Annotated in this window: 18 protein-coding genes, 2 tRNA genes, 1 other RNA gene and 1 pseudogene; 10 read left to right on the top strand and 12 right to left on the bottom strand. The window is 45.2% G+C overall.

The genetic code is table 11. From position 1 onward, the window contains the following. Positions 1-62: 62 nt before the first annotated feature. From KUA48_RS05155 to KUA48_RS05145, 3 genes are read right to left on the bottom strand one after another with little or no spacing between them, the layout of a single operon-like run. Complete coding sequence (locus KUA48_RS05155) at positions 63-749, bottom strand: DUF5683 domain-containing protein (RefSeq protein ID WP_118255530.1); 687 nt, start codon at positions 747-749, stop codon at positions 63-65. 56 nt (positions 750-805) lie between these two features. Then, positions 806-1,717 carry a ParB/RepB/Spo0J family partition protein gene (locus KUA48_RS05150; RefSeq protein WP_118255523.1) on the bottom strand — a complete coding sequence of 304 codons (912 nt, stop codon included), beginning with the start codon at positions 1,715-1,717 and terminating at the stop codon, positions 806-808. Positions 1,718-1,774: 57 nt separating this feature from the next. Then, entirely contained in the window at positions 1,775-2,539 is a 765-nt protein-coding gene (locus KUA48_RS05145; protein ID WP_117586026.1) for a ParA family protein, read from the bottom strand. A 100-nt stretch (positions 2,540-2,639) separates the two neighbouring features. Between KUA48_RS05145 and surE the strand changes: the two genes are divergently transcribed. The 3 genes and pseudogenes from surE (at position 2,640) to KUA48_RS05130 (ending at position 5,972) form a co-directional block, all read left to right on the top strand. Next, complete coding sequence (gene surE, locus KUA48_RS05140) at positions 2,640-3,404, top strand: 5'/3'-nucleotidase SurE (RefSeq protein WP_153072690.1); 765 nt, start codon at positions 2,640-2,642, stop codon at positions 3,402-3,404. Beyond that, a pseudogene (lpxB, locus tag KUA48_RS05135) lies at positions 3,401-4,540 on the top strand (lipid-A-disaccharide synthase); the annotation flags it as partial. The gene surE and the pseudogene lpxB, both read left to right, overlap by 4 nt. 478 nt (positions 4,541-5,018) lie before the next feature. Further along, positions 5,019-5,972 (top strand): glycoside hydrolase family 5 protein, encoded by a 954-nt coding sequence (locus KUA48_RS05130; RefSeq protein WP_153072692.1) that lies wholly within the window; start codon positions 5,019-5,021, stop codon positions 5,970-5,972. Positions 5,973-6,131: 159 nt separating this feature from the next. Here KUA48_RS05130 and KUA48_RS05125 read toward each other — a convergent pair whose 3' ends face one another. From KUA48_RS05125 to rsfS, 3 genes are all read right to left on the bottom strand, one after another. Then, the gene (locus KUA48_RS05125; protein WP_118255520.1) at positions 6,132-6,998 is read right to left on the bottom strand and encodes a phosphatidate cytidylyltransferase; all 867 of its coding nucleotides are present in this window, start codon (positions 6,996-6,998) and stop codon (positions 6,132-6,134) included. 11 nt (positions 6,999-7,009) lie between these two features. Beyond that, positions 7,010-9,100: an ATP-dependent zinc metalloprotease FtsH gene (gene ftsH / locus KUA48_RS05120; RefSeq protein ID WP_118255519.1), complete on the bottom strand. Its 2,091-nt coding sequence runs from the start codon at positions 9,098-9,100 to the stop codon at positions 7,010-7,012. Positions 9,101-9,170: 70 nt separating this feature from the next. Beyond that, a complete protein-coding gene (rsfS, locus tag KUA48_RS05115) occupies positions 9,171-9,530 on the bottom strand; it encodes a ribosome silencing factor (RefSeq protein ID WP_117586022.1) in 360 nt (119 codons plus the stop codon). Positions 9,531-9,742: 212 nt separating this feature from the next. Between rsfS and KUA48_RS05110 the strand changes: the two genes are divergently transcribed. After that, positions 9,743-9,813 (top strand) — tRNA-Gln (locus KUA48_RS05110). Between the two features lie 25 nt (positions 9,814-9,838). Beyond that, positions 9,839-9,909: transfer RNA gene (locus tag KUA48_RS05105), tRNA-Gln, on the top strand. 117 nt (positions 9,910-10,026) lie between these two features. Here KUA48_RS05105 and KUA48_RS05100 read toward each other — a convergent pair. The 4 genes from KUA48_RS05100 to KUA48_RS05085 all read right to left on the bottom strand — a co-directional run bounded on the left by KUA48_RS05100 (position 10,027) and on the right by KUA48_RS05085 (position 15,817). Beyond that, on the bottom strand, positions 10,027-11,796 hold the full coding sequence (locus tag KUA48_RS05100) for a DUF349 domain-containing protein (protein ID WP_153080405.1): 1,770 nt from the start codon (positions 11,794-11,796) through the stop codon (positions 10,027-10,029). A gap of 236 nt (positions 11,797-12,032) precedes the next feature. Next, positions 12,033-12,959, bottom strand: coding sequence for a magnesium transporter CorA family protein (locus KUA48_RS05095; RefSeq protein WP_022121433.1), 927 nt, complete (start codon positions 12,957-12,959; stop codon positions 12,033-12,035). A 320-nt stretch (positions 12,960-13,279) separates the two neighbouring features. Continuing rightward, entirely contained in the window at positions 13,280-14,743 is a 1,464-nt protein-coding gene (locus KUA48_RS05090) for an aminoacyl-histidine dipeptidase (RefSeq protein ID WP_022121434.1), read from the bottom strand. 75 nt (positions 14,744-14,818) lie between these two features. Beyond that, complete coding sequence (locus tag KUA48_RS05085) at positions 14,819-15,817, bottom strand: lysylphosphatidylglycerol synthase transmembrane domain-containing protein (protein WP_215651498.1); 999 nt, start codon at positions 15,815-15,817, stop codon at positions 14,819-14,821. 228 nt (positions 15,818-16,045) lie between these two features. Here KUA48_RS05085 and rsmA point away from each other — a divergent pair, with 228 nt between their 5' ends. From rsmA to KUA48_RS05065, 4 genes are read left to right on the top strand one after another with little or no spacing between them, the layout of a single operon-like run. After that, a complete protein-coding gene (gene rsmA / locus KUA48_RS05080) occupies positions 16,046-16,855 on the top strand; it encodes a 16S rRNA (adenine(1518)-N(6)/adenine(1519)-N(6))-dimethyltransferase RsmA (RefSeq protein WP_022121436.1) in 810 nt (269 codons plus the stop codon). 12 nt (positions 16,856-16,867) lie between these two features. Continuing rightward, a complete protein-coding gene (gene frr, locus KUA48_RS05075) occupies positions 16,868-17,428 on the top strand; it encodes a ribosome recycling factor (RefSeq protein WP_006847159.1) in 561 nt (186 codons plus the stop codon). 34 nt (positions 17,429-17,462) lie between these two features. Continuing rightward, a complete protein-coding gene (gene rsgA / locus KUA48_RS05070) occupies positions 17,463-18,395 on the top strand; it encodes a ribosome small subunit-dependent GTPase A (protein WP_218433325.1) in 933 nt (310 codons plus the stop codon). A gap of 49 nt (positions 18,396-18,444) precedes the next feature. After that, entirely contained in the window at positions 18,445-19,359 is a 915-nt protein-coding gene (locus tag KUA48_RS05065; RefSeq protein WP_118066058.1) for an AraC family transcriptional regulator, read from the top strand. Positions 19,360-19,423: 64 nt separating this feature from the next. Here KUA48_RS05065 and ssrA read toward each other — a convergent pair. Next, positions 19,424-19,821, bottom strand: a transfer-messenger RNA (tmRNA) gene (gene ssrA / locus KUA48_RS05060). 245 nt (positions 19,822-20,066) lie between these two features. On the opposite strand from ssrA, the gene KUA48_RS05055 reads away from it, so the two are divergent. Beyond that, a complete protein-coding gene (locus tag KUA48_RS05055) occupies positions 20,067-21,512 on the top strand; it encodes a PepSY domain-containing protein (protein WP_218433323.1) in 1,446 nt (481 codons plus the stop codon). A 36-nt stretch (positions 21,513-21,548) separates the two neighbouring features. Here the strand turns inward: KUA48_RS05055 and KUA48_RS05050 are convergent, their stop codons facing one another. Continuing rightward, positions 21,549-23,084, bottom strand: coding sequence for an ISL3 family transposase (locus KUA48_RS05050; RefSeq protein WP_264949399.1), 1,536 nt, complete (start codon positions 23,082-23,084; stop codon positions 21,549-21,551). Positions 23,085-23,368 lie beyond the last annotated feature (284 nt).

The following is a 23,368-nucleotide window of genomic DNA, read 5'->3' as shown; positions in this document are numbered from 1 at the left end:
CTATGTTTCTAATTTCTATTTTGCGTTATAATATATATAGGTGTATTCTAACTCCTCACGCATTAAAATGTGAGTGAGCAACTTACGCCGAGGCTTCCAGACCGCAGCGGATTGGCAGTCTTGTTGCCGTTATTCAGCATGGTAGGCTCTATTCTGAGCGAGAGATCATCGGAGATGTCAAATTCCGAGAGCGATGCATCTACGTAGGCATCAATCACTGAGAAGGCATAGATGCCTATCATGACGAAGGTTCCCAAGTCTCTCCAACGGCGATATTTATCTTTTCGCTTGCGGAAGATTTCCTTATAGCGTTCTATGTTCGATTCGTTGATCTGGGCACCCAAGTGCAGAAACTGATTGTAGCTCTGGGTGTTGGGGTCATCGTCCATAATATCCATGTAGGCTTGCGAATAGTCGTGATACATCTGGTTGTTCCAGGTGATGGCGTATGTACAGCCTACGAAACCGCCATAGATGAAAGGCAGTTTCCAATATTTGCGATTGTATATCTGTCCGGCACCAGGTAATACAAGTGCCAACCACATGGCACGCTTGGTATCAGGTCGCCAGGTTGCCCAGTTGCGCTTTTTGCGTACAGGCTTTGCTGATTGGGTGAGGCTTGCCAGTTTGCTGCTGTCTTGTGCGGTAAGCATCGAGTCTATGGCTATTTTTGCCGAGTCGGCTGATGCAATGGTTGGCACATCGGTCACTTGTTTTTTTTGTTTCGACTTCTGTGCCTGTGCGCCCATCGGTGCCAGAAGCAGCAGGGTTGCCAAACAGATTTGTGATATACTGAGTTTCACTTTTATTCTTGCTTTAACTGATCGAAAACATTCATGATGTGCTCCAGCTCCTCTTCGTTGGCGAATGGAATGCTGATTTTTCCCTTGCCCTTAGCAGAGCAGGTGAACTGCACTTTTGTATTGAGAAACTGTGACAGGCGGTTTTTGAGTTGTGTAAATTCCTCAGACATCTGAGCCTTAGCCGTGATGGTTTTCTTACCGCTCTCGATGTCTTCTCCGCTCTTGAGTCGCTGTACCATCTCTTCAACCTTTCTTACTGAGTAGCCGTTCTTTTGTATCTCCTTGAACAACTTGATTTGCAGCGAAGGTGAGTCGAGGGCCAGTAGGGCACGGCAATGACCCATGTCGATTTCTTTCTTCTGTAGTGCCATCTGCACCTGGGCAGGAAGTTTGAGCAGTCGCAGATAGTTGGCGATAGCTGCACGGCTCTTGCCCACACGTTCTGAAATTTTCTCCTGTGTCATACCCTCGTTTTCCAGAAGGTGTTCGTAGGCGAGTGCTATTTCTATGGCGTTGAGGTCTTGGCGCTGGATATTCTCTACGAGCGCCATTTCCATTACGTTCTCATCGCTGATGGTGCGGATGTATGCAGGGATAGCTGTCAGCCCCGCAAGTTGTGAAGCGCGCCAGCGGCGTTCACCGGCGATAATCTGAAATCTGTTTTCTGAAACCTGTCTTAAGGTGATAGGCTGGATGATGCCTATGGCCTTGATGCTTTCGGCGAGCTCATGTAGGGCTTCGTCGTCAAACTCCCGGCGTGGCTGATTGGGATTCGCCTCAATCTGGTCGAGAGGAATTTCATTGATGGTACTGCTGCCCTGGGTGCGCACTCCCTCGGTAGAGATGAGGGCATCGAGTCCGCGTCCTAAAGCGTTGCTCTTTGTACCGTTGTTGTATTTCTTGTGTACTGCCATTTTTTTTACTTTTAATTTTGAACATTGAACTTTCTAAAAGAGTTCAATTTCCAAATCTTAACTATTCTTGTTGATAATCTCCTTTGCCAAGGCCAGATGGTTCTTGGCTCCATTGCTTTCTGCATCGTAAAGGATAACTGGGAGACCATGGCTCGGACTCTCGCTCAGCTTCACGTTGCGCTGGATTACGGTCTTGAACACCAATTCCTGGAAGTGGCGTTTCACCTCGTCGTATATCTGGTTGGCAAGGCGTAGACGACTATCATACATGGTGAGCAGGAAACCTTCTATCTCAAGTTTCGGATTCAGCTTGCTCTTGATTATCTTGATGGTGTTGAGCAATTTGCTGATACCTTCAAGAGCGAAATATTCACATTGAACTGGGATGATGACACTGTCGGCTGCCGTCAACGAATTGACGGTGATGAGGCCGAGCGAAGGCGAACAATCTATCAGGATATAGTCGTATTCGTCACGGATAGGCTGCAGTAATGTCTTAATCACCTTTTCGCGATTTTTGAGATTCAGCATCTCTATCTCGGCACCTACCAGGTCGATATGACTAGGTATGATGTCGAGTCCATCAATGTCAGTGGTGTAGATGGCATCGCGCACGTCTGCATGGTCGATGATGCATTCGTAGAGCGAGCAGTCTACCTCGCTGATGTCCACGCCCAATCCACTGGAAGCGTTTGCCTGTGGGTCGGCGTCCACTACGAGTACCGTTTTCTCTAGCGTGGCAAGCGATGCTGCCAAGTTAATGGTGGTAGTAGTCTTTCCTACACCGCCTTTTTGGTTAGCTAATGCGATGATTTTTCCCATTTTCTTAGTAAATTTTCGGCAAAGATACAAAAATATTGTGAGAAAGTCGCTATCTTTAAAGGTTTTTTCGTACTTTTGCACCAAAAAGAAAGATATTTTTATGGAAAATAAGAAACCGTTAGTATTAATTTCGAATGATGATGGCTATCATGCCAATGGAATCAAGACCCTGGTGAGCTTTCTGAAAGACTGGTGCGACCTGCTGGTTGTTGCACCGGAAAGTGCCCGTTCGGGATTCGCCTGTGCCTTCTCGGCTACTACTCCCTTGCGCCTGAAGCGTCGCCACAATATGGGGAATGATGTTGAGGTTTGGTCATGTAGCGGCACACCGGTTGACTGTGTGAAACTAGCGTTGGATCAGTTTCTTGCTGATCGCAAGCCTGATCTGATTATCGGCGGTATCAATCATGGTGACAATTCGAGCGTGAATAATCATTATTCGGGAACTATGGGTGTAGCTAAGGAGGGCTGTATGCAGCATATTCCAAGCATAGCCTTCAGCAGTTGCAATTATGATGAAAATGCTGATCTCACTCCTTTGCACGATGGGGTACTGAAGGTTGTTAAGATGGTGCTGGAGAAGGGATTGCCAGAATATACCTGTCTGAATGTCAACTTCCCGGCTTTGCCTCCGTTCAAGGGTTTCAAGGGTTGTCGGATGACTCATGGCTCCTGGATCAATGAGGTGGATCATCGCACTCATCCGCATGGATATGATTATTATTGGATGGTGGGTGAATACCGTAATGACGAACCTGAGACAACGGATACCGACCAGTGGGCTGTGAATCATGGTTACATCGCTATTACCCCAACTAAGATTGATGTAACGGATTATGATTGGTTAAAGAATTTTGAATTATGAAGTATTACCTGATAGTAGGCGAGGCTAGTGGAGATTTGCATGCCAGCAGATTGATGCGCTCGTTGAAAAAAATAGACGAGTTTGCTGAATTCCGTTTCTTCGGCGGTGATTTGATGGCTGCTGAAGGTGGCACTCGCGTCAAGCATTTTAAGGAGTTGGCTTATATGGGTTTTGTGCCTGTACTGCTACATTTGGGTACCATCTTTTCGAACCTGAAGAGATGCAAGGAAGATATTGTGAAATGGAAGCCGGATGTAGTGATACTGGTAGATTATCCGGGATTTAATCTCAAGATAGCTAAGTTCTTGAAAAAGAACACCAATATCCCTGCCTATTATTACATTTCTCCTAAGATATGGGCATGGAAGGAGTGGCGGATCCGCAGCATTAAACGTGATATCGTTGAACTCTTCTCTATCTTGCCATTCGAGGTGCCGTTCTTCGAAAAGAAGCACCGTTATCCTATTCACTATGTGGGTAATCCTACGGCTCAGGAAGTAGGGGAGTTCAGGTCGGGATATCATCAGAGTTTTACGGAGTTCTGTCAGGAGAATAATCTTGACACCTATCGTCCTGTTATCGCTTTGCTGGCAGGAAGCCGTCTGCAGGAAATCAAAGACAATCTGCCGGCGATGATTGAGGTGGCTGAGCGTTTTGAAGATTATCAGATGGTGCTTGCCGGTGCTCCTTCGATAGACGATGCTTACTATGAGAAGTTTATCAAAGGTACACCTGTCAAACTGGTGCGTAACAAGACTTATCCGCTCTTGTCGCATGCTACGGCAGCTCTTGTTACCAGTGGTACTGCAACTTTAGAGACGGCTCTTTTCGATGTGCCTCAGGTGGTATGTTATGAAACGCCTGTACCTCATCTCATCCGTTTCGGTTTCAAGCATATCATCAAAGTGAAGTTTATCTCGCTGGTGAATCTTATCGCCAATAAGGAGATTGTGCCGGAGATGCTTGCCGACCGCTTTACGGTTGATGGTATTGCCAACGAACTTTATCAGATTCTTCCGGGAGAACCTGGCAGGGATAAGATGCTGGCAGAATATCAGGAAGTTCGAACTCAGTTAGGCGATAAGGTTGCGCCGGATGAGGCTGCGGGCATCATGTTTGATCTTCTGGTTAAGCGTAGGGAAATGCTTCTCCGTATGGCTCGTGAGCGTGCTGAAGCTGAAGCCAAAGCTGCAGCTGAGGCTGCAGAACGTGCGCGACAGAAGGCGATAGCTGAAGCCGAGGCTGCTAAGAAACGTGCCGAAGAGGAAGCTTTGGCGGCGCAGAAGCGAGCAGAAAAAGAGGCTGAACTGGCAAGAATAAGAGCAGAAAAAGCCCGACTGGCTGCTGAGGCTAAGGCACGTGAGGCTCAGCAGCGTGTTGCCCAGGCACAGTATGAGGCGCAGGAAGCCCAGAAGGGTGAACGCTTTGAAGAAGAACAGGAAAAAGGTGAAATGTTTTGATAAAAATCAATCTCTTTCAGTTCTGCAGCGGATATCAATCCGCTGCAGAACTGCTGACTAAGGCAGATTTGTATCTGCTACCTATGTAGGAGTATTAGCTATCCTAAAAAAAACAAACCCAAAAATATATATTTAATTTTAAACCCTAAAAAAAATGAAAAAACTAATGACCCTCATTTGTGCCCTCTTTTGTATGGCACAAGTGTATGCAGCAAACCCTGTAAAGCAATGGGGACAGTTGCAGGTAAAAGGTGCGCAGCTTTGCGACCAGAGTGGTAACCCTGTAGTGTTGAGAGGCGTGAGTCTGGGATGGCACAACATCTGGCCTCGGTTCTACAACAAAAATGCGGTGAAATGGCTTGTGCAAGACTGGCATGCCAACATCATCAGAGCAGCCATGGGAATTCAGATAGACGACAACTATCTGGAAAATCCAGACTTTGCTCTAAAATGCATTACCCAGGTGGTAGATGCCGCCATCAAGAATGATACCTACGTGATTATCGACTGGCATGCACACAAGATGCATACAGCCGAGGCTAAGGCCTTCTTCGGAAAGATGGCGCAGAAGTATGGTAAATATCCTCATGTGCTTTACGAACTCTACAATGAACCTGTTGAGGATAAATGGGAAGACTTGAAGGTATACGCTAAAACCATCATCACGGAAATCAGAAAGTATGATCCGGATAATATCATCCTGATGGGCTGTCCGCATTGGGACCAGGATATTGATATCGTAGCAAAGAGCCCTATCGAGGGTGTGGAGAATGTGATGTATACCCTTCATTTCTATGCAGCCACCCATAAAGATTATCTGCGTGATAAACTGGAGGCTGCCGTGAAGAGCGGTTTGCCGGTCTTTGTATCAGAATGTGCTGGTATGGAGGCTTCGGGTAATGGTCCTCTGGCTCCTGATGAGTATCAGAAATGGCTCGATGTAATGGAGAAAAACAAGGTGAGTTGGGTAAACTGGTCGGTTTCGGATAAGGATGAAACCTGTTCCATGCTTTTGCCACGTGCCAAGGCTACCGGCAACTGGACAGATGATCTCATCAAGCCATGGGGCAAGATGGTGAAGCAGGCACTGAAGAAATATAATAGATAACAGCATAGTTTATCGCAAGTACTTTCGTGAGCCAACGAAGCTACTTGTGTTTTTTATGGTGATATGAAAAAAAAGAAAGGCAGGGGTTCTTTGAGGAATCCCTGCCTTTCTTTGTGCTTGGCCAAACTAAGGTTTGGCCTTTATCTCATAAAAGATGTATTATCCAAACAACTGGATGGTGTATAGGTAGATTACTGCTGCCGGTATCGCCATGAGCGAAGAGTCGAAGCGGTCGAGCATGCCTCCATGTCCTGGCAGGATGTTGCCGCTATCCTTTACTCCGAGGGTACGCTTGAAGAGGCTTTCTACCAGATCGCCCCATGTGCCGAAGAATACCACAACCAGACCTAAACCTTCCCAACCGAGAATGCTGAGACGGTGGGCTTCGCCATCGTTGGCGATATAGCCGATGATACCTGCTGCTATCAGTACGAATATGCCTCCGCCTATGCTGCCTTCCCAACTCTTGGCTGGACTGATGCGAGGAAAGAGCTTATGCTTGCCGAAAAGCGAACCGCTGCAATAGGCACCGGTATCATTGGTCCAGAGGAAAATGAAAATGCTCAAAGGCAACAGCATGTCGTAATGTATCTGGCCATCGAAAGCTGATGTCTCGAAACTCAATACATTGATCATCGAGAAAGGCAAGGCGATGTACAACTGAGAGAGCATAGTGTAAGCCCAATCGTTGATGGCATCCTTGTTGCCTGTATACAGTTCGCTGATGAAGAGATAGAGGATGGTGAGCAGATAAGGTACGAAAACCACAAAATTGCCCACAATGCCCATGCGGAAACCAGCCACGGCAAGGAAGAAGTAAACACCCGCCACGGTGCTGATGAAACGGTTTACCGTAACATTCTCCTTCTGGTTTACCAGTCCGCAATACTCCCAGATGCTCAATCCGGTAATGAGGGCGAACAGGATAACCATTGCCCTGGGATTGAGAAAGCAAGATACCATGCACATCACGAAAAATACGCCTGTGATGGATCTTATCACTAGATTCTTCTGTTTGTCAGTCATATCGGTTTGTTTTATTCGTTCTTGTTTTCTTCCGAACCTTCATCCTTCTTGGAAGTCTCATCAGAATCTGCATTCTTCTTCTGGTTCTCTTCATGCTCCTTGATGGCAGCCTGAACTTCAGGAAGTTCCTTTACGGCGTCATCGTCTATCTTAGGCTGTTCGTCTTCCATGATTTCCTGCGAACGGCTCAACCAAGGGCGTTTGCCAAAGATATGTTCTACGTCTTCTGCCATAATCACCTCTTTCTTGATCAGAAGTTCTGCTAAGGCATTGTGGCCTTCCTTGTGCTCCATCAGAATGTTCTTGGCACGAGTATACTGCTCGTTGACAATCTTCAGAACTTCCTGGTCTATCTCGCGGGCTGTAGACTCAGAGTACGGACGCTGGAATGCATATTCGTTCCGGTTGTAAAAGCAGATGTTTGGCAACGTCTTGCTCATACCGAGATAAGCTACCATAGCATAAGCACTCTTTGTGGCGCGCTCCAGGTCGTTCATGGCTCCTGACGAAATATGACCGGTGAAGAGTTCTTCTGCGGCACGTCCACCCATTAATGAACACATCTCGTCGAGCATCTGTTCCTTGGTGGTTATCTGGCGCTCTTCTGGCAGATACCATGCAGCACCGAGAGCCTGACCACGAGGCACGATGGTAACCTTGATGAGAGGGTTGGCATACTGGCAGAACCATGAGATGGTTGCGTGGCCTGCTTCGTGGAGAGCGATGCTACGCTTCTCGTCGGCAGTCATCACCTTAGTCTTCTTCTCCAGACCGCCTACAATACGGTCTACTGCATCGAGGAAATCCTGTTTGCACACAGCCTTCTTGTCGTGGCGTGCAGCAATGAGGGCTGCCTCGTTACAAACGTTGGCAATATCTGCACCCGAGAAACCAGGAGTCTGACGGGCCAGTAGATCAACATCTACTGTTTCGTCTATCTTGATAGGTTTGAGATGAACCAGGAAGATAGCCTTACGTTCGTTCAAACCAGGGAGATCTACGTGAATTTCACGGTCGAAACGTCCGGCACGGAGCAAGGCGCTGTCGAGCATGTCTACACGGTTGGTAGCTGCAAGGATGATGACACCACTGTTGGTACCGAAACCATCCATCTCTGTAAGGAGAGCGTTCAAGGTGTTCTCGCGCTCATCATTACCACCCATGGCTGGGTTCTTGCTGCGGGCACGGCCTACAGCATCAATCTCATCGATAAAGATGATACAAGGTGATTTCTCTTTAGCCTGGCGGAACAGGTCGCGTACACGTGAGGCACCTACACCTACGAACATTTCAACGAAGTCGGAACCGCTCATAGAGAAGAAAGGTACGCCAGCCTCGCCGGCAACAGCCTTAGCCAAGAGGGTCTTACCAGTTCCCGGAGGGCCTACGAGAAGGGCTCCCTTTGGAATCTTACCACCCAAGTCGGTATATTTTTGTGGGTTTTTCAGGAAGTCTACAATTTCCTTCACTTCCTGCTTGGCACCTTCCTGTCCGGCCACATCCTTAAAGGTGATGCCGATGGCATTTCCCTTTTCGTACATCTTAGCTTTGCTTTTGCCCACGCTGAAGATGCCGCCGCCCATACCGCCGCTGCCCATACCGCCGCTGAATCTTCCAGACATCCAAAGGATGAAGAATACGAAGAAGAGCAGAGGTGCCAGATTGAAGAGCGTGCTTAAGAAGTCGTTATCCTTCTGGTTGTCGTAGCTGAAGGAGCGTATCTTCTTTTCCTTCAACATCTGGTTGGCATAGCGTTCCACTTCGTCAACCGAGCCGAACTGTACTTTTACGTATGGGTTAGGACCTACAGACTTTGCCGGCATATTGTATACATCGCGCGTATATTTCGGGTTGATGTATATTTTGAGGGTGCTTTCTGTTTTATTGGCCACAACACTGAGCACATAACCCTTGTCTACATACTGTTTGAACTGGGTGTATGTGGCTTCCTTGGCAGCGCTGCCTCCAATCGCATCGCCTCCTCCTGTAAAGAAGAGGATGATCATGGTGATGAGGCAGATGGTGAAAAGCCAGGTCATATTAAATCGTGGCATCTTTGGTCCGCCATTGCCACGAGGCTTCATATTATTGCTTTGTTCCATTTTATTTTATATGTATAACTTTTAGTCGAAAAACAATGTCTGATTCATCATGTAGGATGAGAGAGACTGACTAGTCTAGATTAGGTATATGGGTAAGCTTTGCATCCTCCCATAAATGTTCGAGGTCGTAATAAGCACGTACTTCCGGAAGGAAGATGTGTACTAATACGTCAACAAAGTCCATTGCCACCCACTGGTCGTTGCCGAGACCAGCTACATTTACAGGTTTTTCTTTCAGGTTCTTGCGCACGATGTCTCCTACAGAACCTGCGATAGCTTCAACCTGAGTAGGGCTTCCTCCCTGGCAGATGATGAAGTACTTGGCAATGCTTCCATCGATTTCTGTCAGGTCGGCGATAACAATGTCTTGACCTTTCTTTTCTTGTATACCTTCTTTAATAGTCTCTACGAGTTGTTTAACTGTGTTCATTTATCTTTTCTTTCTTACTTAATTTATATTCTCTATTTTTCTGCAAAGATACATTATTATAATGGAAAATCGACTTAAAAGGCAAAAAAAATGTGGAAAATTAAAGAAATTGCGCTTTTTTTAGAAAAAAGTGCCGAAAAATTTTGTTGGTTCAAAAAAAACTAGTACCTTTGCACTCGCAATTAAGAAAAGAACATCTTGTTTGCTGATATTGGGATATGGTGTAATGGTAACACTACAGATTCTGGTCCTGTCATTCCTGGTTCGAGTCCGGGTATCCCAACAATCAAAAAGTTCTATTTTAAGTTTGGGATATGGTGTAATGGTAACACTACAGATTCTGGTCCTGTCATTCCTGGTTCGAGTCCGGGTATCCCAACTCATACGGTAAGGCATCTTTCAGTAATGAAAGATGTTTTTTTGTTTATAGGAATTCTGTTTTATGGAGTATTCATAACAATAACCCCCAGAGCTTTCGCCCTGGGGTTTATTGTATTTATTTCTTCTCGGCATCAATAGCCTTGATTTTCTGCTTTACCATTTCGAGGTCAGCCTTGAGTTTCTCAATCTTACGGTTCATTTCTTCTACCAGGCTGTTGCCCTTCTTGCTGGCCGTATTGAAGAAACCGAGGTTGTTCTCGTAGGTAGTAATCTCGATGCGCAACTGGTCGTAGCGGCGCAAGAGTTTACCACGCTCATTGCCGAGTGCATTGCCGCCTTCTTTGGCAACATTCTTCAGGTTGTTCTTGAAGTTGTCGAAGTGGCGCTTTGCGTTGGTGGCGTGAAGTTTCTTGTAGGCTGCATCGATAGCCTCATGATACTCTTTATAGACCTTGTCTTTCTCTTTGAAAGGAACGTGTCCAATTGCACTGTATTGCTTGGCAAGATTTTTGAGCTTCTTTTGGAAATCGTTGTCTGAAATCTCTGCAATTACAAGTTCCTTGAGCTGGGCAATAATGTTGCGCTTCTTGTCCAGATTAGCATGTTCCTCGCTGCGTGAACCGGCATTCTGCTTGTTGCGGGCTTCAAAGAACTTGTTGCAGGTATCCAGAAATTCCTTCCAGAGCAATTCGCCTTGTTTGTGAGGTACGGTACCCACCTTCTTCCATTCTTTCTGAAGAGCGATGAACTTGTCGCCAGTCTTCTTCCAGTCTGTACTGTCAGCCAGTTCCTTTGCCTTGTTTACGAGTTGCTGTTTCTTTTCGAGATTGGCAGAGTAGGTATCTTTCAATCCTTTGAAGAATTCTGCCTTCTTGTTGAAGAATTTATCGTTGGCGATGCGGAAACGCTCGAAAATCTTGACGTTCATCTTCTGAGGGGCAAAACCGATAGTGCGCCACTCTTTCTGAATCTCTATGATTTCCTGGGTAACCTTTTCCCAGTCCTTGGCAGTCTTGTATTCTCCTTGGTTGGCAGCCTCTACCTTTTCGCAGAGGGAAGTTTTCTTGGCGAGGTTTTCCTCTTCCTTGGCACGCAGGTCTTCGAAGTGCTGCTGGTGCTTCTTGTTGATAACAGTGCTAGCAGCCTTGAAACGTTCCCAAATCTGCTCTCTCAACTCCTTGGCAACAGGACCGATTTCGCGATATTGCTGGTGGAGGTCCTGAAGCTGGTGGAAGGCAGAAATAACATCCTCTTCCTCATTGAGTTTCTCTGCAGCCTCGCAGAGTTGGGTCTTGGCTTCAAGATTCTTCTTGAAGTCATATTCGCGAGCTTCGCTGTTCAACTTGAGCATGTCGTAGAACTGCTCTACATAGAGCTGATAGTTCTTCCATACCTCGTTTGCCTTGTCTGCAGGGATGTTTTTGATTTCCTTCCATTCCTGCTGCAAGGCCTTGAAGTCCTGATATGATTTGTTGGCCTCCTCCGGTGAGGTGGTCATGGCCTTTATCTTTTCGATAATTTCCTCTTTTTTGCGGAGATTATCTTGTTTTTCTTCTTCTTGTGCCAGGAAGATCTTGGCTCTTTTCTCCTTGATGAGTTGCATCTCAGCCTTGAAGGCTTCTTCGGTGTCATCCGGTAGAAGGATATACTTCTCTGGGTCACCGCCTTTTGCGAGATACTCTTTCATCTGTGCGTCTCTTTCTGCGAGATGAATCTTGTAGAAAGTAGTCTTGAGTAGGTCGAGTTCCTCCTTGTTTGGATTTTCGCTGCTATGAGCGATTTCCTTTACTCTTTCGAGCACTTCCTGCTTGGTGGCATAAGCCTTCTTGGCAGGGTCTTCCAGGGTGCTCTGCTGCAACAGAGCTTTTTCTTGAGAGTCCATCATGTCACTTTGTTTAGTTTATGATTCGAGTTTCTTGGGCCGATAGTCGCTTATCCGCAATTCGACCCCATACAAAATTATATTATTAATAAGTTGCAAACTTAAAAAAAAAAAATCGAATATCATGCCATGATACTCGATTTTTTAATTTTTTTTGTATTTATAATTGCCTTTTTCTTGCTAATCATCGTTTTATGTGCTCTTTCGGGCTACTTAATGCATATCAGAGTGGTATATGCTTAGAGCAGGCGCTTGTATCTAAGGAAGCCCCATGAAAGTGCAGAAACGAGCACGGAGATAACCAGGGCAATGGCAAATCCGTAATGGCTGTCTTCCATACCGTTGATTAAGTTCATACCGAACAATGAGGAAATCAGCGTAGGCAACATCATGACGATACTGATACTGGTCAGGGTACGCATCGTGGTATTCATGTTGTTGTTGATGATGCTCGAATAGGTATCCATCGTCGACTCCAGAATGTCGGAGTAGATGCTTGTAGTTTCGCGTGCCTGTGTCATCTCGATGTTTACGTCTTCGATGAGGTCGGCATCAAGTTCGTCCACCTGCAGCTTGAACTTCAACTTAGACAGGAGATTCTCGTTGCCTCGGATAGAGGTGATGAAGTAGGTAAGGGAGTCCTGCAGGCGGCTCAGGCCAATCAGGCTCTCATTGTTCACACCATGATCGAGGTTTCGTTTTGCCTTTTCTATGAGCGAATTGATCTGTTTCAATCGCTTCAGATACCAAACCGCTGATGAAAGGAAGAGACGGAAGGTCATGTCTACATAGTCGGTGAACCCCTCGCTGCGCTTCTGTTGGTAGCTTACGAAATCAATCATCATGTTGGTTTCATAATAGCATACGGTGATGGTAACATCGCGCTTATGGATGATACCCAAAGGCACGGTGGTGTATGGGGTACGGCTGCGTATTTCCTTGACATAAGGGATACGGAGGATGATGAGCATCCAGCCATCGTCATATTCATAGCGGGCACGCTCATCAGTATCGCTGATATCCGAGAGGAAATAATCAGGGATCTTGAATTCTTCTTCCAGCAAGCGCTGGTCCTCATCAGTTGGACATGTTACTTGTATCCAGCAGTTTGGCTGCCACTCATTGAGTACAGTCAGATTCTTGTCTATATTCCAATAAGTCTTCATAGTTTGCTAATCTCCACATAATAAAAGTTTGGGGTATGGAGACTAGCGCTTGGGTACGGCCTACTGAAAGGCTTCGTCGTTGCTGAATCTCCACGCCTTACAATTCATTATTGTTCTCCGCGTGATAATCGTCCATTTTGGTGTTATTTTAATGAAACTTATGCAAGTGAATTTGTATGATCTGCTACAGAGATTTTACAAGACTTGCGAAATCGACTGCAAAGGTAATGATTTCTTTTGAAAACTGGAACAAAAAAGCCGAGAATTTTCACTCTCGGCTTTCTTTTTTAATCTTTTTGTAATTTCGTTCCCCATTTTTTTTACTTTGCAGGAATCTCTGTCAGGAGCTGCTTGACGAGGTTCCAGAAAGGAGCTACGCAACTGATCTGGCAACGCTCATTGGCTGTGTGAGGGCTAAGAAGGGTAGGACCGAATGATACGACATCGAGGTTAGGATACTTGCTCAGGATGATAGAGCACTCCAGACCTGCGTGAACAGCCTGTACCTTACCGTCTGTGCCGTTCTGTTCTTTGTAAACCTTCAATACGTGTTCCAGAATGTCGCTCTTAGGGTTAGGGTTCCATCCCATATAGCTGCCGCTGAATTCAACCTTCATGCCTGCCATGTTGAAACAGCTTTCTATCATTGTGGCAAGATACATCTTGTAGTATTCGTGGCTAGAACGGGCCAGAATCTTGATAGCAGCCTTGCCGTCACCAATCTCAACGATTGCGAGGTTTGAAGAGGTCTCTACGATTTCAGGCATAGATGGAGCCATACGCAATACGCCATCGTGGCAAGCGTAGATTGCATCTACAAGATTATCCTGGATTTCGGCAGGAACCTGCATCTTAGGAGTTTCTACATTCTCAGCGAAGAACTCGATGTTCTCAGTTGTTTCAATGCCTTCGAACTCATCACAGATTTCGTCTTTCCAGTCTGCTACCAGGTCATTCAAAGCTTCAATATTCTCCTTAGGCAGGGTCAGAACAACCTCAGCCTGGAATGGGATGGCATTGCGCATGTTGCCGCCCTGCCATGAAGCTAGACGGGCATCGAGTTCTGAAATAGCTTCACGCACGAAACGAACCATGCACTTGTTGGCATTCGCTCTGCCTTCGTTGATTTCGATACCGGAGTGACCGCCTTTCAATCCCTTGAGGGTTACCTTAACGGCAGCATCTTCCTTGTCGGTTTCTACCTCTTTATAGTCGAGAGTTGCTGTGATGTCGATACCGCCAGCGCTACCGATAACGAACTCACCCCAAACCTCGGTATCGAAGTTTAAGAGAATGTCGCCGTTCAGTTCGCCTGCTGGGAGATCGTTGGCACCATACATGCCTGTCTCTTCGTCGGCGGTAATCAAGCCCTCGATAGGACCATGCTGCAAATCTTTTGATTCCATTACAGCCATGATTGTAGCTACGCCAAGTCCGTCGTCGCTACCGAGTGTTGTATGATTAGCACGTACCCAGTCGCCATCGATGATGGTTTCGATAGGGTCTGTTTCAAAATTATGCTTGCTGTCTGGTGCTTTCTGAGGAACCATGTCCATGTGCGCCTGCATAATAACGCCTTTGCGGTTCTCCATACCTGGAGTAGCAGGCTTGCGCATCACGATGTTGCCTGCTGGGTCTTGGAAAGCCTCTACACCAGCTTCTTTTGCCCAATCGAGCAAATAAGCCTGAATCTTTTCCAAATGTCCAGATGGACGTGGAACTTGTGTTAACTTGTCAAAGTTACGCCAGATTTCAACTGGGTTCAAATTCTTAATGTCAGCCATAATATTTTTATTTTAATGTTAAATGTTCAATGTTAAGTTGGGCATACGCCCTAAAGCAAGAGGATTCTTCACTCCTCACTCTTCACTCTTCACTTTCCCGGTAAACGCCAGTGCTATCCAGGCATAGATTCCCAAAAGGACTACAAGCAGGGTTTGCACGGAGTGTACGATGAGAACGAAGAAGAGGGCATCGTTTGCCTGAATGCCATAGAGTATGAGCATTGTCTTGACGGCAAAATGCCAAGGTCCGGCTCCGTTAGGAGTTGGTACGATGACCGCTATGCTGCCCACGATGAATGTCACCAGACCGCACATCAGATTAAGATGGGAGGTTGCCTCAAAGCATTGGAAGGTGAGATAGTAGTGGAAGAAATAGCTCAACCAGATGCCCAGTGTAAGGGCGATGTAGAGCGGTACATTTCTGACACCTTTCAGCGAGATGATACCTTGCCAGAGTCCTCCCAGTGTTGCTTTCACCTTATTATATATAGCGAGTCGCTTGAGCAGATAGTGAGCCAGGATGAGTACTGCTATGCCACAGATAGCTGTCACTATGTAACCTGTGGCTGTAAACTGGCTGAGTAAACTGTCCATGCTCGTACCTGTTTTCTCAAAGAAATTGAGGAATACCGGAATCTGCATCACAAAGACCAGCGCCGTAATCAGCAGCACGAGGAGTGAATCGATGGCTCTTTCTGTAACGACGGTACCCAAGGCTTTCGGAAACGAAACATCATCCCATTTCTTCAATACGCCGCATCTGGCAAACTCGCCCGCACGAGGAATTACAAGACTCAGAGCATAGGACAGGAAGATGGAGTAGATGCTGATACTGGAGCGGGCCTTCTCGCCTAATGGTTCCAGCGACTGTTTCCATCTCCATCCTCTGAACACCTGGGCAGAGATGCCAAAAGGGAACGACAGCAGCATCCAGGTCCAACTCATCTTGTGAAGCAGAACATCTTCTACTTGCTTGAAGTCGAATCCGCGATACATCCAATAAAGGATGGCGCCACCCAGAATAAGCGACAAAGCCACCTTCCATATGTTGTTTGCTATCTTCTTTATATCCATAATTAGATGCAAAGATAATACTTTTATTGACAATATCGTTCGAATCTGCATATTTTTAGCATAAATAAACGCTTGGGCGCCATTTATGGCTAAAAGTATAGCCTTTTTTTTAAGAAACAAGTGGCTCTTTCCCTTTTTTACCCAAAAAGATAAAAAAAATCGCATACTTCGTGTGGATTCTCAAAAAATAATCGTATTTTTGCAAAATATATAATATAAAGATAAGATATGAAAGCTGTAAAGCCTAAGAAGAATCTCGGTCAGCACTTCTTGACCGACCTCAATATAGCAAAGCGCATCGCCGATACAGTGGATGCCTGCCCGGATATACCTGTTCTCGAAATCGGACCAGGTATGGGCGTTCTTACCCAATATCTCGTAGAGAAACCAAGACCCGTCAAGGCGGTGGAAATCGACTCGGAGTCGGTGGCGTATCTTCATGAGAATTTCCCTACACTCAAGGATAATATTATCGGTGAAGACTTCCTGAGAATGGATTTGAACCAGATATTCGATGGAAAGCAGTTTGTACTGACAGGTAATTATCCATACGATATCTCATCGCAGATATTCTTCAAGATGCTCGATTACAAGGATCTCATTCCTTGCTGTACCGGAATGATTCAGCGCGAGGTGGCATTGCGTATGGCATCAGAACCAGGCAACAAAGCCTATGGTATCCTCAGTGTGCTCATCCAGGCATGGTATGATGTGGAATATCTCTTTACGGTAGATGAGAATGTGTTCAACCCACCACCAAAGGTAAAGAGTGCGGTAATCCGCATGACTCGCAACAAGGTGACTGACCTTGGCTGTGATGAAAAACTGTTTAAGCGTCTGGTAAAGACTGTCTTCAACCAGCGTCGCAAGATGCTCCGTGTAAGCCTCAAGCAGATGTTCCCGGGTGTAACCCCACGCGAGGATTTCTACACCACCGACATCATGACCAAGCGCCCTGAACAGCTCACTATCCAGCAGTTTGTAGAACTCACCAACTATGTGGGCGAAGAATTGAAAAGATTAGAATTAATAAAATAAAAACATATAATTATGATAGACGTTAAAGAAACTTTGAATTCTGCAGCAGAGCGTATGGAGATGGCAGCAATGTATCTCGCAGAGGAACTCTCTCATGTTCGTGCTGGTCGTGCTAATGTAGCCATCCTCGATGGTGTGCGCGTAAATAGTTATGGCAGTATGGTTCCTCTGAACCAGGTAGCTACAGTTACAACCCCTGATGCCCGTACTATCGCTATCCGCCCTTGGGACAAAAAGGCTATCAAGGATATCGAAAAGGCTATTATGGATAGTGGTGTAGGTATCACTCCTGAGAACAATGGCGAAATCGTACGTCTGGGTATTCCTCAGCCAACAGGTGAGCGCCGTAAGGAACTCGTAAAGCAGTGTAACAAGATTGCTGAGCGTGCTAAGATTGAGGTGCGCAACGTGCGCCAGGAAATCAAGGAGAAGTTGAAGAAAGCTATCAAGGATGGACTTTCTGAAGACTTGGAGAAGGATGCTGAGAACGATTTGCAGAAACTCCACGACAAGTACATCAAGCAGCTCGAAAACCTGATGGACGAGAAGGAGAAGGAAATCATGACAGTCTAAATCATTCTGGACTTACATTATTTAATAAGTGATAATGAGAGGACTCGTTATTAAAAATACAGGCAGCTGGTACACCGTCAAGACAGACGATGGCCAGCTGATTGAAAGTAAAATCAAGGGCAATTTCAGATTGAAGGGCATCCGCAGCACCAATCCTGTGGCTGTAGGCGATTATGTGCAGCTTATTACCAACCAGGAGGGTACGGCATTTATCTCTTCTATCGAAGACCGCCAAAACTATATCATTCGTAAATCACCTAACCTCAGTAAGCAGAGTCATATTCTGGCTGCTAATGTAGACCAGGCGCTGCTTGTGGTAACGGTGAATTATCCGCAGACTTCTACTACCTTCATCGACCGATTCCTGGCTGGCGCTGAGGCCTATAGAGTGCCTGTTATCATCATCTTTAATAAAAGTGATATACTTTCAGAAGAAGAATTGCATTACGAGAAGATGATGTGCACGCTCTATGAAACCATCGGATATAAATGTATCGAATTGTCGGCAGCTACAGGAGAAGGTGTTGAACTGTTGCGACCTCTTATCAAGGATAAGAAATCTTTGTTGAGCGGCAACAGCGGGGTAGGAAAGTCAACCCTCATCAACCAGCTCATTCCTGATGCAGAGCAGCGTACCGCCAAAATCAGCGAGGCGCATAATAGCGGAATGCATACCACAACCTTCAGTGAGATGCTGGAACTGCCGGAAGGTGGTTATCTCATTGATACTCCGGGCATCAAGGGCTTTGGTACCTTTGATATCGAAAAGGAAGAGCTGACCAGCTATTTTAAGGAAATCTTCAAGTTCTCTCAGGATTGTAAGTTCTCTGACTGTACCCATACCCATGAACCGGGGTGCGCGGTAATCAAGGCGGTTGAGGAACATTATATTGCAGCTAGCCGCTATCAGAGTTATCTCTCTATGTTGGAGGATAAGGATGAAAATAAATACAGAGAGGCTTTTTGATAGGGAAGAGTGAAGAACGAAGAGTGAAGAAATTTTAAAAATCATATTAATGAAAGAACAGAAGGACGTCAGGCAGCGTATCGAAGAAGGTGAGTTCGCACAGAGTGCAGAAATCAGTGCGAGCTATCTGGATGAGGACATCTTGATTATAGATAATGTCAAGGTGTTGCAGAACCCCGACCCTGTGAGATTCCAGATGAACATGATTGCATCCTGTCAGAGAGGCAGCCTGAGAGCTGAACTCAACGGGCGGGAATTCACCGTGGAGAAGGGCGATATATTTATCAGTCCGCCTAACTCTATTCTCGACATCAAAGAGGTGTCGGAAGATTTTGCATGCACAGCCATGTGTGTCAGCAATCACGGCTTGCTTGGTATTCTTCGTTCTCATATCTCGGTATGGAACCGTGCCATGTATGTGAGCAAGGTTTCGGTGTTGAAGATGAACGAGGTGGATATGGTGTTCTATTCTAAGTTTACCGACTTGGTGCGCCTCTGTCTGGATCCGAAGTTCAACGATCGCAGTTCATGGAAACCTTATCGCCGTGAGATAGTGGAGACGCTCCTGAAGAGTGCTCTCCTTGCCGTGAGCAATCTTTTGCTGACAGATCTCCCGAAAGAAACTTTGGGAACCAGTGCCAGCGATTTCTTTGATAAGTTCCTGGAGATGTTGCAGCAGAGCGAAATCAAGCATCAGCCTGTAGAATATTTTGCGCAGCAGCTTTGCATCACGCCCAAATATCTCTCCATCATCTGCAAGCGCCATTCCGGCAAGACAGCCATCGAGTGGATTACGGAGTATACGCTTGCTGATATCACCTATTATCTCCGTTCTACAACGAAAACAATCAAGGAGATTTCTGGTATACTGGGCTTCTCCAATACCTCATTCTTCGGTAAATATGTAAGAGAGCATCTGCACATGTCACCTCTGAAGTATCGTGAAAGTTTGAGAAAACAATAACAGCAAAATAAAAACTCGCAAATTCTAAAGAAAGAATCTGCGAGTTTTTTGTTTCTATCAAATAGGGTGGAGCTGGAGGGATTCGAACCCTCGTCCGCACAAGGAAACCATACGCTTTCTACATGCTTATTCCAGCCTTCGGTTTTCGAGGCATGACAGGACCTGGACCACCAATCATACCCTTATCCTCTAAAATTTCATCCATGCAACGAGGCGTACATGAACTATTTCCGATTTACCTGCACCGCTTGATCAACAAGATTCGGAACAACATCCGTTGAGCGATGTCTCGTTCCAGCACCCTGTGCTGGAATAAAGCTAGTTTACTATACTTCGACTAGGCAGCGAGAGCGTAGTTATTTTCGCCAATTAATTTTTTGTTCACTAGGATTTAGGAGGTAGCCAACGAGCCTCCGCATGCTTACGTACCATTTCATCTCGCCGTCAAATCCAGTCAACCCCGAGATTTTTCTGATATTGGGTGCAAAGATAAGGCGAAAATTTGAAACTACCAAATTTTTTAAGGAAAAAATCATACTAAAGATTCCAAATAGCTTAAAATGAGCGTTTTATGAGTTCTTGCCTTAAACATGCTAACCAAACTCTTAATGCAATGGCTGTAATAGCATCCTCATTATCATTATTTTTAGGTATTGCATACCTTCTTAGAAATATGTACCTTTGCAGCCTGATTCAAGATAGTAATAATGATTATGAATATGCTAAATAAAAAAATAACTTGGAGAAAACAACATAAATGGTTAGGCATCGGTATGAGTTTTTTCATACTGATGTTCTGCTTGTCGGGTATTTTGCTCAACCACCGTTCGCTTATCAAAGATGTGGACGTGAGCAGGAAATATCTGCCAAGCCGCTATGAATTTAAGAATTGGAATGGCGGGTTGCTGAGGGGAACGCTTGCTTTGGATGATGCCATATTGCTGTATGGAAACGGGGGAATCTGGCAAACGGATTCTAGAGCATCCACATTCAAGGACTTTAATAAGGGGATGCCAGCAGGAGCAGACTGCCGACAGATAAGAAATGTTATCAGAACGGATGATGGTTCTGTCTGGTCGGTATCTCCATTTTCACTTTACCGGTTGGGGAGTCACAAAATATGGAAAAGCGTAACTCTTCCGACAGAGCCGGAAGAGAAGTTGAGCGACATTTCTGCTCATGGAGATACGCTTTTGGTTCTCAGCCGCTCCTATGCTTATGTTTCCTTGCCACCTTATCAGAACTTCCACCGGATAGAATTGCCTATGCCAAAGGAGTATGATGGGAAGGTTACAGTCTTTCGTACGATATGGCTGCTTCACAGTGGAGAGTTGTTTGGCAGCATTGGTAAACTCATCGTAGATGGCATTGCCATCATCCTGGTGTTGCTCTGCATCTCAGGTCTTATCTTCTGGTTAAAGCCTAAACAGAAGAGGTTGCTTCGCTTTTCGCTGCAATGGCATGACAAAATAGGTCGATATACCATCATGCTTACTTTGTTGATAGCCCTGACAGGTTGGTGCCTTCGTCCACCTGTGATGATAGCCTTGGTGTTGAACAAGATGCCGTCTATTCCAGGGACGACGCTTCATAGCAAGAACCCTTGGAATGACAAACTCCGTGTGGTGCGTTATGATGAAAAGTTCGGTGACTGGCTCTTGTCAACTTCGGATGGTTTCTTTTCCGTGAATTTCCAGACAGGAAAGTTGGAGTCCATCTCCAATACTCCACCAGTCAGCGTTATGGGATTGAATGTCCTTCAGCAAAACAAAGATGGTAAATGGTATTGCGGTTCGTTTAGTGGTCTCTTTGTTTGGGATAGAGTAAAGGGGACAACCGTTGATTATTCTACCGGGAAAGCTGCTTTAAAGAACGCTGGTGCACCATTCGGAAAAATGGCGATAGCAGGTATGAGCCAGGATTTCTCTGATACGCCTGTCATTGCTGAGTATAATGAAGGAACCGACTTTGCGCCACAACCCGCTTATATGAACCAACTGCCCATGTCATTATGGAATGTGGCTCTGGAGGCTCATAGCGGTAGAATCTTCATAGGTAGTATTGCTACATATATATTTATCTTCGTGATGGGAATACTTGCCGTATGGTGCCTTTGGTCTGGGTATGTCATTAGACTAGTGAAGAAAAAATAAAAAAAGTTTTAAGGTTCTTCTCAAATTTTGGTACATTTATGTATCTAAGTTTGAGGAGACCTTTATCTGCAAAAGAGAAATCGATGCTCTTCCACCCATAATTCGCTTTGCGGTCTTTATCTTGTTGACCGAACCTTCAAGGATTCCATTGTTCAATTTGCTAGCAATAGAATTATTGATGGCGGAATAGTCCTTAATCAGTCCTTTGGCAAACTTTTCCATTTTCTCATTACCACATCCTATGACCATGTTAATCCATTTGTACAAGTTCATTTTGACCTCTCCGCTCAAAATGCCTTGAAATGTTGTTATATAATAGGCTAAATCGGTAACATGCAAGTCCTGCAGAAACAATCTGACAGTCTCCGTCTTGGTTTTCCAGTTGAAGTGAACTATTGAATTCCAAAGGTCATACTCTTCGTTCCTGATAGTTGCCTTTGCAAGAAATGCCTTGTAGGCATCATCGTATGCCTTCCAGTCTTCCTTCCATTTTCCTCTCAGTAGAAAAAGAAGTCTTTTCAGTATTTCTTTCTTCTCTGTAGAATGTAACCCCTTGGTAACCACAGAGTAATCCAATGACTTTTTACAGAGAATCCTATTTGTAATAGATTCTATGGCTTTGTAAGCCCTTAGTTGCGTTGGGTTGAGCAAGTCCTCATATTTGGTGTTCCTTAGCTTTCCCATCTTAAATCCATCAAACCCTGTTTTGTCATGGATTTCACTCAAAGTCAGTCCTTGCCTTGCATAAAGATCCATGAAAGTGTTCCATTCAGTCATTTTCTTGATTCTTCTTGCATCCTTGCACATCGATTCCAAGACTGCATATATGCTGTTATAAAGCCAACCTCTACTTATTTGTGGCTTAATGGGACCAACTAGACCTTGAGTCAGCAACTCCATTCTCTTATGCAAAAACTCCTGCAGAATCTTTGGAAAGACTGCGCTCGTCAAGTCTTCAATGACATGGAATTTGTCTGTGATAGCATGTGCTGATGGGGCTCCTTGCTTGATAGCCTTAATGAAGCATCGTCCCCTATCACGAGTGATAGTATTGACTTTCTTGTATTGTTTCAAGACATTTGCCACAATCGAAGAATCTCTAGAGTCTATCAGTTCCAAAATCTCGCCTGTGTCATGGTCTACGATAACACTGCCATAGGTATGTCTCTTTCTCTTGGCAAAGTCATCTATGCCTATATTCCTGGCAGTCCTGTCTGGAAGTCTTTGGATCTTTTTCAAATGATTTATGCAAGTATTTGGACAGCAAGTGATTCCCATCTTTCTCATGACCTTGGAGGTCGACACAGATGACATATGTATATGAAGCAGGTTCATCAACTCTATGCATCTTACACTGAATCTTGCATATTTGTTTAGCCACTTCGTCTGTTGCTCTACAAATATATGTTTATCAGACTGGCAGTAAAAACGGCGCATGTAAAGGGTGAGAACAAACCGTTTACACCCTAAAGGACACATCGTGACCGTTCTCTTTTGCCAGCCACGGGTATGAGTGGTTTTCTTGCCACAACGGTCGCAGAAGGCATGGGTAGCCGTACTCACGAGAACCATTTTGAGTTCCGTGGAAGAGAAGTCACAACTTGCGATAAAAAAGCCATCTATGGCAGGAAAAATGTCCATAAGAAGTTTTTCTCCGACCGTAGAAGCATTTATATCGGATTTTATTTGGTTGTTTCTTATCTTTTTTATAATTTTGCATCTGTTAGCGATTGTATCCATTGTAAGTCATATTTTATGATCACTTTAAACTTACATATTTTTGGAGACAATCGCTAATTTTTTATATTAAACTTTCTCAAAAATATTGCTCCTTCATATAAAATATGGGGCTTTGT

Source organism: Segatella copri (genome assembly GCF_019249795.2).
Lineage (GTDB): Bacteria > Bacteroidota > Bacteroidia > Bacteroidales > Bacteroidaceae > Prevotella > Prevotella copri_B.
Note: the sequence above shows the minus strand (reverse complement) of the source record. Positions and strands in the feature narration are given on the sequence as shown.

Bases quoted from the DNA above. Each gene is read 5' to 3' on its own strand.
- KUA48_RS05155 (WP_118255530.1), bottom strand. From the start codon at position 749: ATGGGCGCACAGGCACAGAAGTCGAAACAAAAAAAACAAGTGACCGAT.
- KUA48_RS05150 (WP_118255523.1), bottom strand. From the start codon at position 1,717: ATGGCAGTACACAAGAAATACAACAACGGTACAAAGAGCAACGCTTTA.
- KUA48_RS05145 (WP_117586026.1), bottom strand. From the start codon at position 2,539: ATGGGAAAAATCATCGCATTAGCTAACCAAAAAGGCGGTGTAGGAAAG.
- surE (WP_153072690.1), top strand. From the start codon at position 2,640: ATGGAAAATAAGAAACCGTTAGTATTAATTTCGAATGATGATGGCTAT.
- KUA48_RS05130 (WP_153072692.1), top strand. From the start codon at position 5,019: ATGAAAAAACTAATGACCCTCATTTGTGCCCTCTTTTGTATGGCACAA.
- KUA48_RS05125 (WP_118255520.1), bottom strand. From the start codon at position 6,998: ATGACTGACAAACAGAAGAATCTAGTGATAAGATCCATCACAGGCGTA.
- ftsH (WP_118255519.1), bottom strand. From the start codon at position 9,100: ATGGAACAAAGCAATAATATGAAGCCTCGTGGCAATGGCGGACCAAAG.
- rsfS (WP_117586022.1), bottom strand. From the start codon at position 9,530: ATGAACACAGTTAAACAACTCGTAGAGACTATTAAAGAAGGTATACAA.
- KUA48_RS05100 (WP_153080405.1), bottom strand. From the start codon at position 11,796: ATGATGGACTCTCAAGAAAAAGCTCTGTTGCAGCAGAGCACCCTGGAA.
- KUA48_RS05095 (WP_022121433.1), bottom strand. From the start codon at position 12,959: ATGAAGACTTATTGGAATATAGACAAGAATCTGACTGTACTCAATGAG.
- KUA48_RS05090 (WP_022121434.1), bottom strand. From the start codon at position 14,743: ATGGCTGACATTAAGAATTTGAACCCAGTTGAAATCTGGCGTAACTTT.
- KUA48_RS05085 (WP_215651498.1), bottom strand. From the start codon at position 15,817: ATGGATATAAAGAAGATAGCAAACAACATATGGAAGGTGGCTTTGTCG.
- rsmA (WP_022121436.1), top strand. From the start codon at position 16,046: ATGAAAGCTGTAAAGCCTAAGAAGAATCTCGGTCAGCACTTCTTGACC.
- frr (WP_006847159.1), top strand. From the start codon at position 16,868: ATGATAGACGTTAAAGAAACTTTGAATTCTGCAGCAGAGCGTATGGAG.
- rsgA (WP_218433325.1), top strand. From the start codon at position 17,463: ATGAGAGGACTCGTTATTAAAAATACAGGCAGCTGGTACACCGTCAAG.
- KUA48_RS05065 (WP_118066058.1), top strand. From the start codon at position 18,445: ATGAAAGAACAGAAGGACGTCAGGCAGCGTATCGAAGAAGGTGAGTTC.
- KUA48_RS05055 (WP_218433323.1), top strand. From the start codon at position 20,067: ATGATTATGAATATGCTAAATAAAAAAATAACTTGGAGAAAACAACAT.
- KUA48_RS05050 (WP_264949399.1), bottom strand. From the start codon at position 23,084: ATGGTTCTCGTGAGTACGGCTACCCATGCCTTCTGCGACCGTTGTGGC.